General features: G+C 43.3%; 11 protein-coding genes and 1 pseudogene. 9 read left to right on the top strand and 3 right to left on the bottom strand.

What is annotated here, in order from left to right:
* Positions 1-661: 661 nt before the first annotated feature.
* Entirely contained in the window at positions 662-2,173 is a 1,512-nt protein-coding gene (locus EWV66_RS09460) for an ABC transporter permease subunit (RefSeq protein WP_052277271.1), read from the bottom strand.
* Between the two features lie 198 nt (positions 2,174-2,371).
* Between EWV66_RS09460 and EWV66_RS09455 the strand changes: the two genes are divergently transcribed.
* Both EWV66_RS09455 and EWV66_RS09450 read left to right on the top strand, forming a co-directional pair.
* Positions 2,372-3,127 (top strand): amino acid ABC transporter ATP-binding protein, encoded by a 756-nt coding sequence (locus EWV66_RS09455; protein WP_052277272.1) that lies wholly within the window; start codon positions 2,372-2,374, stop codon positions 3,125-3,127.
* Positions 3,128-3,590: 463 nt separating this feature from the next.
* Positions 3,591-4,093 (top strand): annotated as a pseudogene (locus tag EWV66_RS09450) (IS1-like element transposase); the annotation flags it as partial.
* On the opposite strand, the gene EWV66_RS09445 reads toward EWV66_RS09450, so the two are convergent.
* The gene (locus EWV66_RS09445) at positions 4,091-5,248 is read right to left on the bottom strand and encodes a glycosyltransferase WbsX family protein (RefSeq protein WP_052277273.1); all 1,158 of its coding nucleotides are present in this window, start codon (positions 5,246-5,248) and stop codon (positions 4,091-4,093) included. The pseudogene EWV66_RS09450 and the gene EWV66_RS09445 overlap by 3 nt on opposite strands.
* Positions 5,249-6,886: 1,638 nt before the next feature.
* Between EWV66_RS09445 and EWV66_RS09440 the strand changes: the two genes are divergently transcribed.
* The 4 genes from EWV66_RS09440 (at position 6,887) to EWV66_RS09425 (ending at position 10,074) form a co-directional block, all read left to right on the top strand.
* On the top strand, positions 6,887-7,237 hold the full coding sequence (locus tag EWV66_RS09440; protein ID WP_052277275.1) for a slr0373 family blue light stress response protein: 351 nt from the start codon (positions 6,887-6,889) through the stop codon (positions 7,235-7,237).
* Between the two features lie 79 nt (positions 7,238-7,316).
* On the top strand, positions 7,317-8,828 hold the full coding sequence (gene ycf46, locus EWV66_RS09435) for a stress-responsive protein Ycf46 (protein WP_287107723.1): 1,512 nt from the start codon (positions 7,317-7,319) through the stop codon (positions 8,826-8,828).
* Positions 8,829-8,963: 135 nt separating this feature from the next.
* Entirely contained in the window at positions 8,964-9,317 is a 354-nt protein-coding gene (locus EWV66_RS09430; RefSeq protein ID WP_002731874.1) for a DUF1257 domain-containing protein, read from the top strand.
* 100 nt (positions 9,318-9,417) lie between these two features.
* A complete protein-coding gene (locus tag EWV66_RS09425; RefSeq protein ID WP_185237822.1) occupies positions 9,418-10,074 on the top strand; it encodes a class I SAM-dependent methyltransferase in 657 nt (218 codons plus the stop codon).
* Between the two features lie 331 nt (positions 10,075-10,405).
* Here the strand turns inward: EWV66_RS09425 and EWV66_RS09420 are convergent, their stop codons facing one another.
* On the bottom strand, positions 10,406-11,062 hold the full coding sequence (locus tag EWV66_RS09420) for a nuclear transport factor 2 family protein (RefSeq protein ID WP_002765229.1): 657 nt from the start codon (positions 11,060-11,062) through the stop codon (positions 10,406-10,408).
* 362 nt (positions 11,063-11,424) lie between these two features.
* On the opposite strand from EWV66_RS09420, the gene EWV66_RS09415 reads away from it, so the two are divergent.
* The 3 genes from EWV66_RS09415 to EWV66_RS09405 all read left to right on the top strand — a co-directional run.
* Positions 11,425-11,616, top strand: a complete 192-nt coding sequence (locus EWV66_RS09415) for a hypothetical protein (protein WP_193961148.1) — start codon at positions 11,425-11,427, stop codon at positions 11,614-11,616.
* 128 nt (positions 11,617-11,744) lie between these two features.
* Positions 11,745-12,134, top strand: coding sequence for a hypothetical protein (locus EWV66_RS09410; protein ID WP_287107725.1), 390 nt, complete (start codon positions 11,745-11,747; stop codon positions 12,132-12,134).
* A 259-nt stretch (positions 12,135-12,393) separates the two neighbouring features.
* Positions 12,394-14,246, top strand: a 1,853-nt coding sequence (locus tag EWV66_RS09405; RefSeq protein WP_287107726.1) for a tetratricopeptide repeat protein, incomplete at its 3' end; no start/stop codon positions are given.

The following is a 14,246-nucleotide window of genomic DNA, read 5'->3' as shown; positions in this document are numbered from 1 at the left end:
AAACTGAAACTAATAAAACGGAGAGCCTATGGCTTGAGAAACTTTCGTAATTTTTGGGTTAGAAGTATGTTATCTTGGCATCTTGTATGTTGATTTAGCATAAAGGGTAACGAAGAGCCATCTTTTCAGAGGTTTGGGTTTTCTCTCAATAACAGAGGGACAGAGGTGGTTAGCTGAACGTTGGGAAAAACTGATAGTTTTATCGACGTAAGAAGCAGAAAAATTAGCTAAGTTAACAGGATGTACTCTCGGACAATTTCAAGAGAGATAGGCTTTTAGTGGCTTGGGAACAAGCTTTATCAATTTATTCATAATAAATTTGGCAGAGGATTAAAGATTAGTTATTGTGACTAACTCTTTTGGTTAGAAAAAGATAAACTTGAGAATCTTCGGTCAAATTTATTGACTCAAAATCAGCTATACTTAATTTAAATGAAACAGCCCTACTTGATAAGGGGGGGTGCCGATCCCCCCCTTGATAAGGGGGGTGCCGATAGGCGGGGGGATCCCCCTTGATAAGGGGGGTGCCGATAGGCGGGGGGATCCCCCTTGATAAGGGGGGTGTCTGATAATTTTTAACGCCTACCTACTTAACTACCTCCTGCCTCCTACCTCCTGCCTCCTGCCTCCTGCCTCCGTTAACAGTTCCCATCTGTTGCCCCTAAGCTTTCTGTTCCTGTTTAGATTTATGTAGGGGATCCATATAAATCTCTAAGCGCTTAAATACCACAGAGGAAAGGGTAGTTAAAACCAAATAAACTAAAGCAACAGCGATATAAATCTCGAAAGCTTTATAGGTAGTGGCTACCATTAATTGACCTTGCCGGAATAATTCTTCAAAACCGATTACTGCCGCTAAACTGGTATCTTTAATTAGGGTAATAAATTCATTCCCCAAGGGTGGCAACATCCGGCGAAAAGCTTGGGGAAAAATCACCTCGCGCATGGTTTGCACTGGGGACATTCCTAAACTAGAACAAGCTTCCCATTGACCATTATCGATCGATTGAATACCGCCGCGCATAATTTCAGCTAAATAGGCCGCCACATTTAAACTTAGGGCAAATAGGGCCGCCGGTAAACGATCTAAGTCGATATTTAAGCCAATTTCTCGGAACAACCCGGGCAAACCAAAATAGATCAAGAATAATTGCACCAGCATCGGTGTTCCCCGAAAAAAATCCACATATATGCGGCAAATTATTTTTAACCATTTGTAGGGAGAAATCAGGGCAATAGCCACTAAAGTTCCACCGATTAACCCGAAAAGAAAAGACAGAACCGTTAACAGAATTGTCCAGGGAACCCCTTTCACAATCAGGTTATAGAATAATTCTCCCCAGTTAAACCTCGATTCCTGTAAATTCTTTAAAGCTGGGGCAACTAAGGGTAAGACCGGCGGTTTTTCTCCAAACCATTCCCGAAAAATAACATCGTACTGACCACTTTCTATAACTCGACCGAGAGCATCATTAATTAATTGGAGATAGGGGGAATTTTTGGGTAAAGCAATCCCGTAGAATTCCTCCGTTAATAATTCTCCGACTACTTTTACTCCCCGTAAACCCGCTTGTTTAATTGCATACAAAGTCACGGGTTTATCGTTAACTACCGCCTCAACTCGACCATTAATTAATTCCTGCAAAGCTAAAGCCGCCGAGTCAAATTGACTAACTGTTGCCCCCGGTATTTTTGTCGCTTCTAAGGCTCCCGTAGTGCCAATTTGGACGGCAATTTTTTTGCCTTTTAAGTCTTCAAAATTTCTAATCGTCTTATTATCTTCCCGAACAGCGATCGCTAAACCAGCCCTAAAATAAGGTCGAGAAAAAGAAATCGCTTGGGCGCGTTCGGCGGTGATTGTCATGCCACTAATAGCGGCTTCCACTGTTCTTGCTTGTAGGGCCGGAATAATACCATCAAAGGGTAAATTTCTAAAGTCAATGTTGAGATCAGCTTCCTTGCCAATTGCCCGCATTAAATCGATATCAAACCCGGTTAATTGTCCCCCTTGTTGAAATTCAAAGGGTGGAAAAGTCGCTTCTGTGGCGACTCGAAAAGGATTAGGAGGAGTCTGAGAAAAAGCGGGAATAACAGTTAATCCGAGCGCCAAGACTAATCCTAACAAGGCAAAGATGACTCTCTGCACCGCCCGCCCTCGCCAAAATTTAATCATTTTTTAATTGTTTCTCCTTGATTTTTTTACTCAATTAAGTTAAGGATTTGGTCTTACTCCTCACCTAAGACAGATGTAGAGAGACTATTTGAGTATTATGATTATTCCTCTTGATAAAATGTCGTCAAGGATACAATCTAGCAGAAACTAATCTCGATACCTTTATACAGAATGTAAAATTTTTTACGAGAGGACATCATGACCACTACCACCCCTGTGATTGTTAGTGAAGGTTTACGCAAAAGTTACGGCTCTTTAGAGGTACTTAAAGGAGTTACAGGCACTCTTTATCAAGGGGACGTGGTATCGGTAATCGGTCCCTCTGGCTGCGGCAAAAGTACCTTTTTACGCTGTCTCAATCGTTTGGAAACAATTAACGGTGGCCGCTTGGAGGTGATGGGAATTGACATCTCTTCCCCGAAGTTAAATCAATCAGTCCTCCGCAATTTACGCAGCCGGGTAAGTATGGTGTTTCAACACTTCAATCTTTTTCCCCATCTCACCGTTTTACAAAACTTGATGTTGGCCCCCAAGCAAGTGTTACACCACTCGGAAAATGAGGCTAAGGATACGGCAATTCATTATCTGGAAAAGGTGGGTTTGGCCCCAAAAGCCGATGTTTATCCCGACCAATTATCGGGAGGCCAAAAACAACGGGTGGCGATCGCTCGCAGTCTCTGCATGAAACCAGAGGTGATTTTATTTGATGAACCCACTTCGGCCCTGGATCCGGAATTAGTCGGGGAAGTGTTAAACGTTATGCGTCAATTGGCCGATGAGGGGATGACTATGGTAGTCGTCACCCACGAAATGCAGTTCGCTAAGGAGGTCTCTAACAAGGTTTTGTTCTTTAATCAAGGTGTCATCGAAGAAGCAGGTGATCCCGACACCTTCTTTAATAATCCCCACAGCGAGCGCTTACAAGCCTTTTTAAGTCGCATCAATAGTAATTAGGGTTTGCTCAATTCAGGAGATAGGAGACGGTCGATAGGAGACGGTCGACAGGAGACGGTCGACAGGAGACGGTCGACTATTTTTATTTATTCTCCCATCTCCCCTTCTCCCGTTACAGTAGAGCAGGAAGTCGCCTTCCCACCCCCCGCTTCAAAACCGGACTTACGACTTTCGCCGTATCCGGCTCCCAGCAATTCTCATTTTGAAATAAATAGGGTTTGCGGCAAAAAGTTTTTCGTGGGGGTAGGAGTCGGTCGTCAGTAGCCGGTCGTCGGTCGTTTCAGGCTTTGTTGCCCTCTTTTTTTGTACCAGTTTATATACTATAAGAAGGATAATGCAAGGTTTTTGGTAATGATTTGGTAGTAGTGCCGTAGCCCTCTTGCTTCCCTGGTATGAATTGTGTAAAATATTTATGAATAAAAATAATTGGAACCCGATCAGTCTTTAAACCTCTAGCTTGCTCATGACTTTTCTGATAAATATCTTTTTCTGGCTCCTGTCTGGCTTACTCAAATATCAGTCTAGCACCGAACAAAATACCCCCCCCTAGTTCACCTCTATTCCCCTGTCAAGCGTTGTGGTTCTCACCATACTATCAAGAATGATTCTATTCATAATGGAAAACCCAAACGTCAAGGTAAAGAATGTGGTCAACCGTTTGTGATCAATCCCACTAATAAAACTGTCTCTAACGAAACCAAACAATTAATTGATCAACTCTTGCTCGAACGAATTTCCTGACGAGGAATTGCTAGAGTAACAGGGGTAAATTGGTCATGGTAACAAAATTATGTCAACAATAAACTGGCGGCTGTCCCCCGTTAAATAAAGGTTTCGGACAAACCAAAAGGTAAATTGGTTATAGAATGTGATGAGATGTGGTTCTTTGTTTTTTCTAAGACGATAAAGGTTTATATTTGGCGGTTAATTGATAGAAAGACAAGGGAAATTATTGGTTGCTATTTATAGGCCTTCCTTAGAAAATACTTCGTCTTTAATGACTTCTAAATAAGCTTTTCCCCATTTTTGATCGGGTTCTAAATAATTGCCCTCTGCCCATTCATTCCAAGCTTTTATAAAAATAATTCTTTTTTCATGACTTTTAGAAGCAACTTGTTTTAAAGCATCTAAGAGATGAAGCCTAAATAATTCTGGCGTTGAATCAAGGAACACTCTACCATTCACTCCGCTTCTTGGCGAGTTATCCCAATTGGGAAATATGCAAGGATAATTTTCAAACTCTAAATTATTTTTAATGAAGGCACATTCGATAGCTTTTTCATAGGAAAATAGCGTAGGTAGCTTGGGATATTTTTGATCATGTAACTCTTTATTGAGTAATTTTAAAGCTTTCTTATATATTTTTTCAGGCAAAGTTCTTTTAAGACTTATTCTAATACTACGTTCACTAAAAAGATAATCTGGATTGGGAATGGTAGAAGCATCAAATCCATTGGCTTCAGGATTCCAGGAAGGATCTTTAGTCATCCCAACTATATATAGCCCTTTCAGCCCAGATTGAGCAGCTAAATCTCGCCAACAATCGGTGAATTCTCTTGGTATTGGCAAAGCAAGGGGAGAATAAACCACAAAGAGAGGTTTTCCCTCAACAGTAAGATAACGATGATCGCCAAAAGCCTCCAGAAGTGCATAGAAATGATTTTGATAATCTTCGATACCAGGATAGGTTTGACGAATCAGAACTTTATCCGGAGAACCATGCCAAATGCCACTCCAAGTTTGGTTAGCCCAAGCTAGACAGAAAGGGAAATTTGGTTCTTTATCCTGCAAAACTTCATTAAAAGGCTTTTCTAATAAACGGCGGCCACCACCAAACCAATAATGCCAATAACAAAATGCTTCAACTCCATATTTTTGAGCTAATTCTGCTTGAGCAATACGAGTTTCTTGAACACGCAAATCATAATAACCTAAATCAGCAGGAACACGAGGTTGATCGTGACCGGGAAATAAAGGTTTAGCCTTACCTACATTTGTCCATTCTGTAAAACCTTTACCCCACCACTGATCATTTTCTGGAATAGGGTGAAATTGAGGCAAGTAAAAAGCAATAAGTCTAGCTTTAATACTACAAGGTAAACTAGATTGACTGATACTCATAATTAAAAGTTTTTATTAGACTGTAGAAGGTTGAACCTTTTTGGTTAGATTCCCTGGACATTGGGGGGTAATAACAGTTGAAGTTTGCTCTGTTTGAATCGAGTTCCGGTTAATCAGCCGGGGATTGACGTTCTCGTTAATCCAGCTACAAGCCGACGCAAAATCCGAACAGGTATCGGACAACAATTGTTGCTGTTCGCTACCCACTTGAAGCTTTACTACTAGAGTCAGGACTTGTTCCACGGTTGCAGAAAACTCACCACGATGAAGCATAACATATTTAGCGTTGATGCGCTACGCACGTTTTATACTGGCCAACATTCCTCTCCGGCTAACCCTACGGGTCTAACGGGGGCATCCTGCCGACATCTAAGGTGAAAACCGCTATAGATACCAAGGTAACACCATATTGAATGAACTGTATAATTCTGAGGAGTTGGTCTAAAATTTGATGACTGACTTAGCCTTTGAATTGAACAAAGCTCCATAATTCCAGTTTTTTGACTACATCTCTCCAGCCCGTTCATTCTGGGAAACTATTGATTAATTATAAGCCTAACATCTACTTCACCTTTAAGTCAACCTCACGCCTCTGCTAGGATTTTTACCATGAAATTATCATCCATGCTGGCCAAGACTGCGTTTCATCTTCAGGCTCAATAAATTCACAATCTATACGGCGTAGCCGCCCCAAGTTTTCCGCCCCATAACCTCGGCGAACCCGACTAGCATCTTTATTAAAAGTCACATCCAGCACCTAGGGGCGACTATGAGTCAATCTGAAGGGATGACAACCTTAGTTTTCCCGTTAAGTCTGAAAACCATGGCTGGGTCGGGGGCTATCCATAAGTTCTGGCTCAACGGGTTTCTGATTTAGGCTATCAGATACCGCTTTTTTTCCTCGCTCACTACCTCAGATGTACCACGTCTAAAGCAGCAGGAAATGCCGTCACTCTAAGCATCTAGAGGACAGGACTAAGGTTATTACTAACCCGCACCTGTAGGGTTAACGCTCTTCTGGGACTTTCGGAAATCCCCGACGGAATCCAGATTCTGAAACCCTTGGTTGACAAGTGATCGCTAACTTTTTTTCTAATAGTGTAAACGAGGTCTATACTGATAGTTTCTTCTTTCAAAATAGTCCTAAAAGTCTTGCCCAGTAAGCATTTAACCTTACATAAGCAAAAATTATCACACAAAGTCGAGAAGAGCCAAATTTCGGGTTTCTGTTAGTTAGCGATAGCTTGAAGGCTTACCCCATAAGAGAGCTAGAGTTTAGAGACTGTAAGACTTTTGCCAGACTCCCTCCAAGAGCGATATAGCGGTTCTCGCATCTGTGCGGCACACTTAAACCTTTGCTGATTAAGCTGTTCAGGATCGCGAATGTACCTCTTGTGAATCAGAAACGCTATAAAGTTATCAAGGTACTACATTTACCAAGCGGCTAATCCTCTAAACGTCTTACTGTCTAGTTTCTAGCCAACGAATCGCACCACACCCCATCACCCCACACCCCATCACCCCAACAATTGTAAAGAAATATTACAATTATGCCGTTATAACAGCTTACCATCTTGACAGGAGAGAAAGACAGTGGTTATAGTAGAGACACATACCCGGGTAAACCAATTTAGTGATATGCAAGACAAGCAAAAAGTCACACTGTACCTTCCCCCTGGAGTCCATCGTCAACTAAAGATAAAAGCCGCGGTCGATGAAGAATCGATGTCAGGGCTGGTGGAAAAAGCGATCGCTTTTTACCTGAAATACCCCGAAAAGGTAGAAGAAATCGAAGCCGCCGCCTATGGCAAAACCTATCAGGTTCATGTCTGTCCCGAGTGTGATGCCGCGTTAGTGATGAAAGAAGATCGGCTAAGGTCGATCAAACGCCAGCCCGCAATAGTGGGCGACGAGTTCCCGCTCGAAGTTCCCGAACCCGTTGGCGCCCAAGGAACCACAGAGGGAGAAGCAGCCTTAGTTCCCTGCTAAACTCTCAGTAGCCGAACAAGGCAGCCACAGCCATCAGCCGCCCAAGGTCAAAACCGTTACCACAAATAGGGTCGATGTTATGAAAGAAGAGCTAGAAATTCTCGTCAAGGCTCAGTATCCCCTGATTTACCTCGTCACCTCCGAGGAGGAAAGGGCGGAAGAAGCCATCAGCAAAATAGCCCAACTAAATACACAACATCGACGGGTGTTTGTCTGGACTGTCACCCACGGCATGATCGAACTGGGTCAACCGCGCCAAACCAGTCAACATAATACCGTGTCGCCAGAAGCGGCGATCGAATGGGTAGTGCGTCAACGGGAAGCGGGCATCTACATCTTTAAAGACCTGCATCCGTTCATCACTTCTGCTCCGGTGACTCGCTGGTTAAGAGATGCGATCGCCAGCTTTAAAGGAACCGAAAAAATCATTATTTTAATGTCTCCCCTGCAAGAAGTCCCCATAGAACTAGAGAAAGATGTGGTAGTTCTGGATTTTCCCCTGCCCGACATGGGAGAGTTAGATACGGTTCTCTCGCAACACCTAAGCAAAAATCAAAATCGTCGTACCACCACAGAGGTCCGGGAAAAACTCCTGAAAGCGGCCTTAGGTTTAACCAAAGATGAAGCCGAAAAAGTTTACCGCAAAGCCCATGTAAAAGCGAACAAATTGACGGAAGACGAGGTAGAAATCGTCCTTTCCGAGAAAAAACAACTGATTCGCCGCAACGGAATTTTAGAATACGTTGAAGAAGACGAGACCATCAACGCCGTCGGTGGTCTGGAAGAATTAAAAAAATGGTTAAAACAGCGATCGAACGCCTTTACAGAAAGAGCCAGAGGTTACGGACTCCCCCAACCGAAAGGAATGCTAATTTTAGGAGTACCCGGCTGTGGTAAGTCCTTAATCGCTAAAACCACCTCGCGCCTCTGGAGTTTACCGCTCCTGCGCTTAGATATGGGACGGGTTTACGATGGTTCCATGGTGGGACGGTCTGAGGCTAACCTGCGTAATGCCCTAAAAACTGCCGAATCCATCTCTCCAGCCATTCTTTTCATCGATGAATTAGATAAAGCTTTTGCCGGTGGCACGGGATCCGCCGATTCCGATGGGGGAACCTCTAGCCGCATCTTCGGCTCCTTCCTGACTTGGATGCAGGAAAAAACCTCGCCCGTCTTCGTCATGGCCACAGCTAACCGGATTGAACGGCTACCCGGGGAATTTCTCCGCAAGGGGCGCTTCGATGAAATCTTCTTTGTCGATTTGCCCAATTCCGAAGAAAGACAAGATATCTTTAATATTCACCTGACTAAACGACGCTCCGACATTTCTCGCTTCGATTTGGAGCAGTTAGCCAAGGTATCCGATGGGTTTTCCGGTGCGGAAATAGAACAGGCGCTGATTGCCGCCATGTATGAGGCCTTCGCCCAAGATCGCGAATTCACGCAATTAGACATTATTGCGGCGATTAAGGCGACTCTGCCCCTATCTCGCACCATGACCGAACAGGTGACAGCCCTGCGTGATTGGGCCAGACAACGCGCCCGACCTGCTTCGGCCTCCGTCGCTGAGTACCAGCGATTGGAGTTCTAACAGACTTTCGCCCGCTCCCAACGGGATGAAAGGCTAGTTCTCAGGGACTAGCAATGCCTCGAAAAGCCGCTTGGCGGCACTCTTTAACTCTCAATCTGTTGTTGTTAATTCTTAATCTACAAAGAGGAAATTCCAATGTCTCATTTTAGCACTCTCCGGACCAAAATCACCGATGCCGAAATCCTCAAAGCTTCTCTCCGCGACCTCGGCATCAGCGTGAAAACCGAAGCCGATGTTCGTGGTTACAACGGTCAACGGGTTCGCTCCGACATCGTTGCTGTTCTCGATGGCGAATATGATCTCGGTTGGTCTCGCAATACCGACGGCAGTTTCGATTTAATCGCTGACCTCTGGGGTGTAGCCAAAAAACACAATCAAACCGAATTGATCAACTCGATCAACCAAAAATACGCTGTGAACAAAACCCTATCCGAAGTGAAACAGCGCGGTCTGCAAAACGCTAACGTTAAGCTAGTCGTTCAAAGCTAAGATTTACAGCGCGTTCCCAAGCCTAGGGGTTGACCAGTTCGGTTAACCCTTTTTTCTGTCTGTGGGGTATGTTAAGAATAGTAAAATTAACTTGACAAAAATGCTCCGACCCGAAGAAAGAACTAAACTCGATCCGACCAAAGACAGCGATTTTTATGCTTTTCCCCGCTTTGTCACCCACGTGGATGAGGGTTTTATCGATCGATTAACCGCTCTCTACCGAGAGATATTATCGCCGAATACGCGCATTTTAGACCTGATGAGCAGCTGGGTGTCCCATTTACCGGAGGAGATGGAATTTGAGCATATCGAAGGTCACGGGATGAATGGGGAGGAGTTAGCCAAAAATCCCCGCTTGCATAGTTATTTTGTCCAAGACCTGAATGCACAGCCAAAATTGCCCCTAGGGGATAGTTCTTTTGATGCGGTGTTAATCACAGTATCGGTGCAGTATTTGCAGTATCCAGAGGCGATTTTTGCGGAACTGTATCGCATTTTAAAGCCTCATGGTCTGGTGGTGGTCAGTTTTTCCAATCGGATGTTTTACCAAAAAGCGATCGCTGCTTGGCGCGATAATAGCGATTTAGGCCGGGTAGCGTTAGTGAAATCCTATTTTAAATCGGTGGCGGGATTTAGGGAAGTACAGGCGATCGTTCGTCCTGCTACTACCCCCAGTTTCCTGCAAATGTTAGGAATTATGGTTGCTGATCCCTTCTATGCAGTCATAGGAAAAAAAGAATCTTCTCTAGGATTATAGTCATCGTTAACACTCAGAGGGCTATTCTGATAATACATACATACTGCGAGCAACACCATCTAGGGTCTGCTGAAAAAGTTTTTCGTGGGGACAGGGTGTGGGGTGTGGGGTGTGGGGTGTGGGGTTTTACCGGTTTTGAGGTGGCCAATTACCTAATTTTCAGGGAAAAAGTGCCTCAATTTTTTGCATGAGTGCATGAGGAGAAAACGGGTTTCTCGGAGAAACCCATTTTCTGTGCGTTACTCAACGGATTTAGTATGAAATGACTAGAGGACCAAAAGTAACCCGATGGATTGTGCAGATTTGTGGGTGATCCCACCCTTGTCATTTCCTAACTGTGCATTGGACACTTTCCGCCAGAAACCAATTTTTCTAAAAATTGGCTATTATCAAAAAAATGTTCGACATAAGTTAGTTTTAAATCTGCATTTACATCAGCAATTGTAATGCCATATACTTCTATTAGTTTGTTGGTAGGCGCATGACCTTTAAATTCTCCTTGATGTGTTCCCCAATGTCTCCATTTAAAAATAACTCTTGGCGGACCGCTATAAGCCTCAATAACTTCCCAAACAAAACCAGTTTTAAAAGCATTCATAAAACTGGCTGCACCTGATTCAAAATCTTCAGCTTTTGAACTATAAACCGGTGTTTCGCCTAAAAATAAATTATAAGTTCCGCGTTCTATAATATCTTGTACTGTATATTCAGGACCGTGGTTAGTACGCATTCTAAATTGATCTATATCAACCGATGTCCATTGATTGGGATTTAGCTTGTAAGTGGCTTCCATTTCAAATGTTCTTACTAAATTCTGTGCAATAGCTTCTAAGGAGCCAGTGGGATGATGTTTTTCGCTTTGCACCCTTAACGTTTTATTCGTTCCTGAATAATCTGGGCGTTTTCCATAACGCCATTCTATGCCGTCATCAGCCGCAAGTACATTATCTCTATCTTGTATTTGAATAGGAATATTTTCTTCTGACATATTTAACTCCTTCTGTGATCTTTAAAATTGCTGAGACTTACCTAAAAAACAAATATCTCGTATTTGCCTAACGGCTTAATTGAGGGGCAAACGATCACGTTTCCCTCCCAACAAAAACCTACCAATATTGTCCGCTCCAATGGTGTGTTATGCCCGATCGCTTAACTATGTCTTAATTTTCATGATCGCAAATAACCCCTGTGGACTGATAAGCTGCCCGCGCATTTAAATTGCTTGTTGAGACGAGGCAAGAGGCAAGAGGCAACAGTAAAGGAATTGGAGGAGATTCAGCTAATCTAAGAATAAGCAGTTTAAATAGGGCTTGCTGAATAAATGTGAAATGTAGGCAAGGTAGGGGTTTTGTGGCTTTACGAGCGAAACAGGTGCAAGATTTTTGCGTCTTCATCGGCCCGCGTCCTGTAGGGGCGAAGCATTTGGGCAATAACCTATCGGTGAAACCGGAGATTTTCTATCCGAATGCTTCGCCCGTACTTTTTGCCGCAAACCCTAAATATGTCTTAGCTTACCAGCGCGTCCGCTTCGCCCTAATCTAAATCCTGTTGTGGCAACGATATCAGAGTTTTGTTTTTTACTTTTTGAACAGTCAACCAAACATTTAAACCGTCCACAACTGCTGTTGCCGTTGTGCTAGAATGGCGAAAAATTCTCGCCATTGATAATTGTGTTAGCAGAGTTAGCCGCCGCCGAAATCGCTAAAATCGCCTTTGAAGCTGTTATCGGTAAATTAACGGAAGCATCCATGGATAAAGGTGTAGAATTGTGGCAAAAAATTAAGCAAAAGTTACAAAAGGAACCCACCGCAGCGAAGGTTTTAGCGGCAGCCGAACAAACTAAATCCGAGGCGATGATTGAACAGCAAGTAGTTCCTTTTTTACAGGTAGAAATGCTCAAAGACCCCAATTTTGCCCAAGAAATCCAAATCCTAGCACAACAAATTAAACAAGTTATCAACAGTGGCAATCAAGAAAATATCGCCATGGATGCTACAGCTTATGATAATAGTACCGTTAAAATGGTAGGAAAAATTGAGGCTGATACAGTTAATTTCTAAACCTTTTTGTTTCTCCTGTACTTGCGCCCAAAATGTAAGTAGGTAGGCCTTAAAAATTATCAGATGCCCCCCTTATTAAGGGGGGACTAAGGGGGGATCAGCACCCCCCTTATTAAGGGGGGACTAAGGGGGGATCAGCACCCCCCTTATTAAGGGGGGACTAAGGGGGGATCGAACCTAAAATCCATTTTAAATTTAATTGTAACCAGCTACTTAACATTTACTTATTTTTATCTCAAGAAAAACCCCAATTTTTCTCATGACTTCAGAAACTAATTCCAACGAGATTAATCTATCGGCAACGGCCCAGGATCAATCTAAAGTAAATTTAATTGGCAAAATCGAGACTAAAAATCTAATACTTTCCGAGGAACTTTTAAACCGATTGGAAACTTCATCGGGGGGTATTTTCAAGGGAGGGAATGCTCGAAAACGTCTCGCCTATTGGCAGGGAAGGAAGGAGGAAATCACCCAAATTAAGCAGTGGTTTACTGATCCAAATGTTGCGATGATTGGCATCAAAGGAGTTGGAGGAATTGGAAAATCTACCCTAGCCAGCAAAATTTTTGAGGAGGAAATTCCCCTCGATCCTTCCCTAGGGGACGATAAAGATTTATTCCCAAAACGCTTTTGGTGGGAAGCGGGAAATCTGGGCGGATTTAGTGGTTTAGCTCGCCAACTCCTGACGGAATTTGGTTATCCTGTCCCCGAAAAAGAAATAGATTTACAGGAAGCTTTAATCAGACAATTGCAACGCCATCGCCACCTAATTATTATTGATAATCTAGAGAGTTTATTAGGGAAAGATGGTTCTTGGAATAATGAATTTTATCAGCAGTTTTTCACTGCTTGGATAGAAAAAGGTGACACTAGCAAAATTATAGTCACCACCAGAGAAAAGCCCAAAACTAAGGGTTTTAACCGTTGGATTGAGCTAAAAGGTTTGAAACCACCTGAAGGGGCGCAATTGTTAGCAGAATCGCAAATAACAGGGGATCTAGAGAACTTTTCTCGACGGGTGGATGGTCATCCATTACTCCTGCGATTGGTGGCGGATTTAATCTTAGCAGAATTTCCGCAAAACCCCAGTTTAGAAAGGTTAGCGGATTTAGGATTAGGAAATTTATCGCAACTTTTGAGCGATCCGCAGGTGGTGGGGAGCCATCGTCAAGAGACAGTGGGAATTGCTTTAGTTTTAGATGCTAGTTTTCAGCGACTTAGCCAAAGACAGCAGGAATTATTCACTAAAACCAGCATTTATCGCCGAGAATTTGATTCTCCGGCAGCCAAAGCGGTGATGGATAATTACCCAGAGATCGCACTATCCGAGATCACGGCAGATCTGCGAGAATTGCAGCGACGATCATTATTAGAAGAAAAAGAGGAAAATCGCCAGCGAATTTTTAGTTTTCAGCCTTTAGTTTGGGAATATGCACAATACAAAGCCGGCGATCAAAGGGAATTACACCAAAAAGCGATCGCCTATTATCTTTCTATTGCTCAACCCGACTCCTGGGAAATCCTCAACGATGTGCAACCTTACCTAGAAATTTTCTATCATCGCTATCAGTTAACCGAGTACGACAATGCTTTTGATATTCTCCGTGCTATCGAGAATTTTCTCACCCTGGGGGGGTATTATCAAACCCTAGCGGATTATTACCTTGAATTAGTCACTGTTTACCAACAACAGGAGGAGCAAACCAACTGGAAATATACCGCATCCCTCACCAGTTTAGGCAATGTTTACTATTCCCTAGGAGAATACCAAAAAGCGATCGAGTTTCATCAACAGTCTTTAGCAATCGATCGGGAAATCGGTGATCGGGGGGGTGAAGCGAATTCCTACAATAATTTAGGCAATGTTTACAAATCCCTAGGAGAATACCAAAAAGCGATCGAGTTTTATCAACAGTCCTTAGCAATCACACGGGAAATCGGTGATCGGGGGGGTGAAGCGAATTCCTACATGGGTTTAGGCAATGTTTACAAATCCCTAGGAGAATACCAAAAAGCGATCGAGTTTTATCAACAGTCCTTAGCAATCACACGCGAAATCGGTGATCGGGGGGGTGAAGCGAAATCCTACGGTAATTTAGGCAATGTTTACTA

The sequence above is a fragment of the Microcystis sp. M_OC_Ca_00000000_C217Col genome (assembly GCF_007095585.1).
GTDB lineage: Bacteria > Cyanobacteriota > Cyanobacteriia > Cyanobacteriales > Microcystaceae > Microcystis > Microcystis panniformis.
Note: the sequence above shows the minus strand (reverse complement) of the source record. Positions and strands in the feature narration are given on the sequence as shown.

Coding starts and splice junctions, on each gene's coding strand:
- EWV66_RS09460 (WP_052277271.1), bottom strand. CDS start 2,173: ATGATTAAATTTTGGCGAGGGCGGGCGGTGCAGAGAGTCATCTTTGCC.
- EWV66_RS09455 (WP_052277272.1), top strand. CDS start 2,372: ATGACCACTACCACCCCTGTGATTGTTAGTGAAGGTTTACGCAAAAGT.
- EWV66_RS09445 (WP_052277273.1), bottom strand. CDS start 5,248: ATGAGTATCAGTCAATCTAGTTTACCTTGTAGTATTAAAGCTAGACTT.
- EWV66_RS09440 (WP_052277275.1), top strand. CDS start 6,887: ATGCAAGACAAGCAAAAAGTCACACTGTACCTTCCCCCTGGAGTCCAT.
- ycf46 (WP_287107723.1), top strand. CDS start 7,317: ATGAAAGAAGAGCTAGAAATTCTCGTCAAGGCTCAGTATCCCCTGATT.
- EWV66_RS09430 (WP_002731874.1), top strand. CDS start 8,964: ATGTCTCATTTTAGCACTCTCCGGACCAAAATCACCGATGCCGAAATC.
- EWV66_RS09425 (WP_185237822.1), top strand. CDS start 9,418: ATGCTCCGACCCGAAGAAAGAACTAAACTCGATCCGACCAAAGACAGC.
- EWV66_RS09420 (WP_002765229.1), bottom strand. CDS start 11,062: ATGTCAGAAGAAAATATTCCTATTCAAATACAAGATAGAGATAATGTA.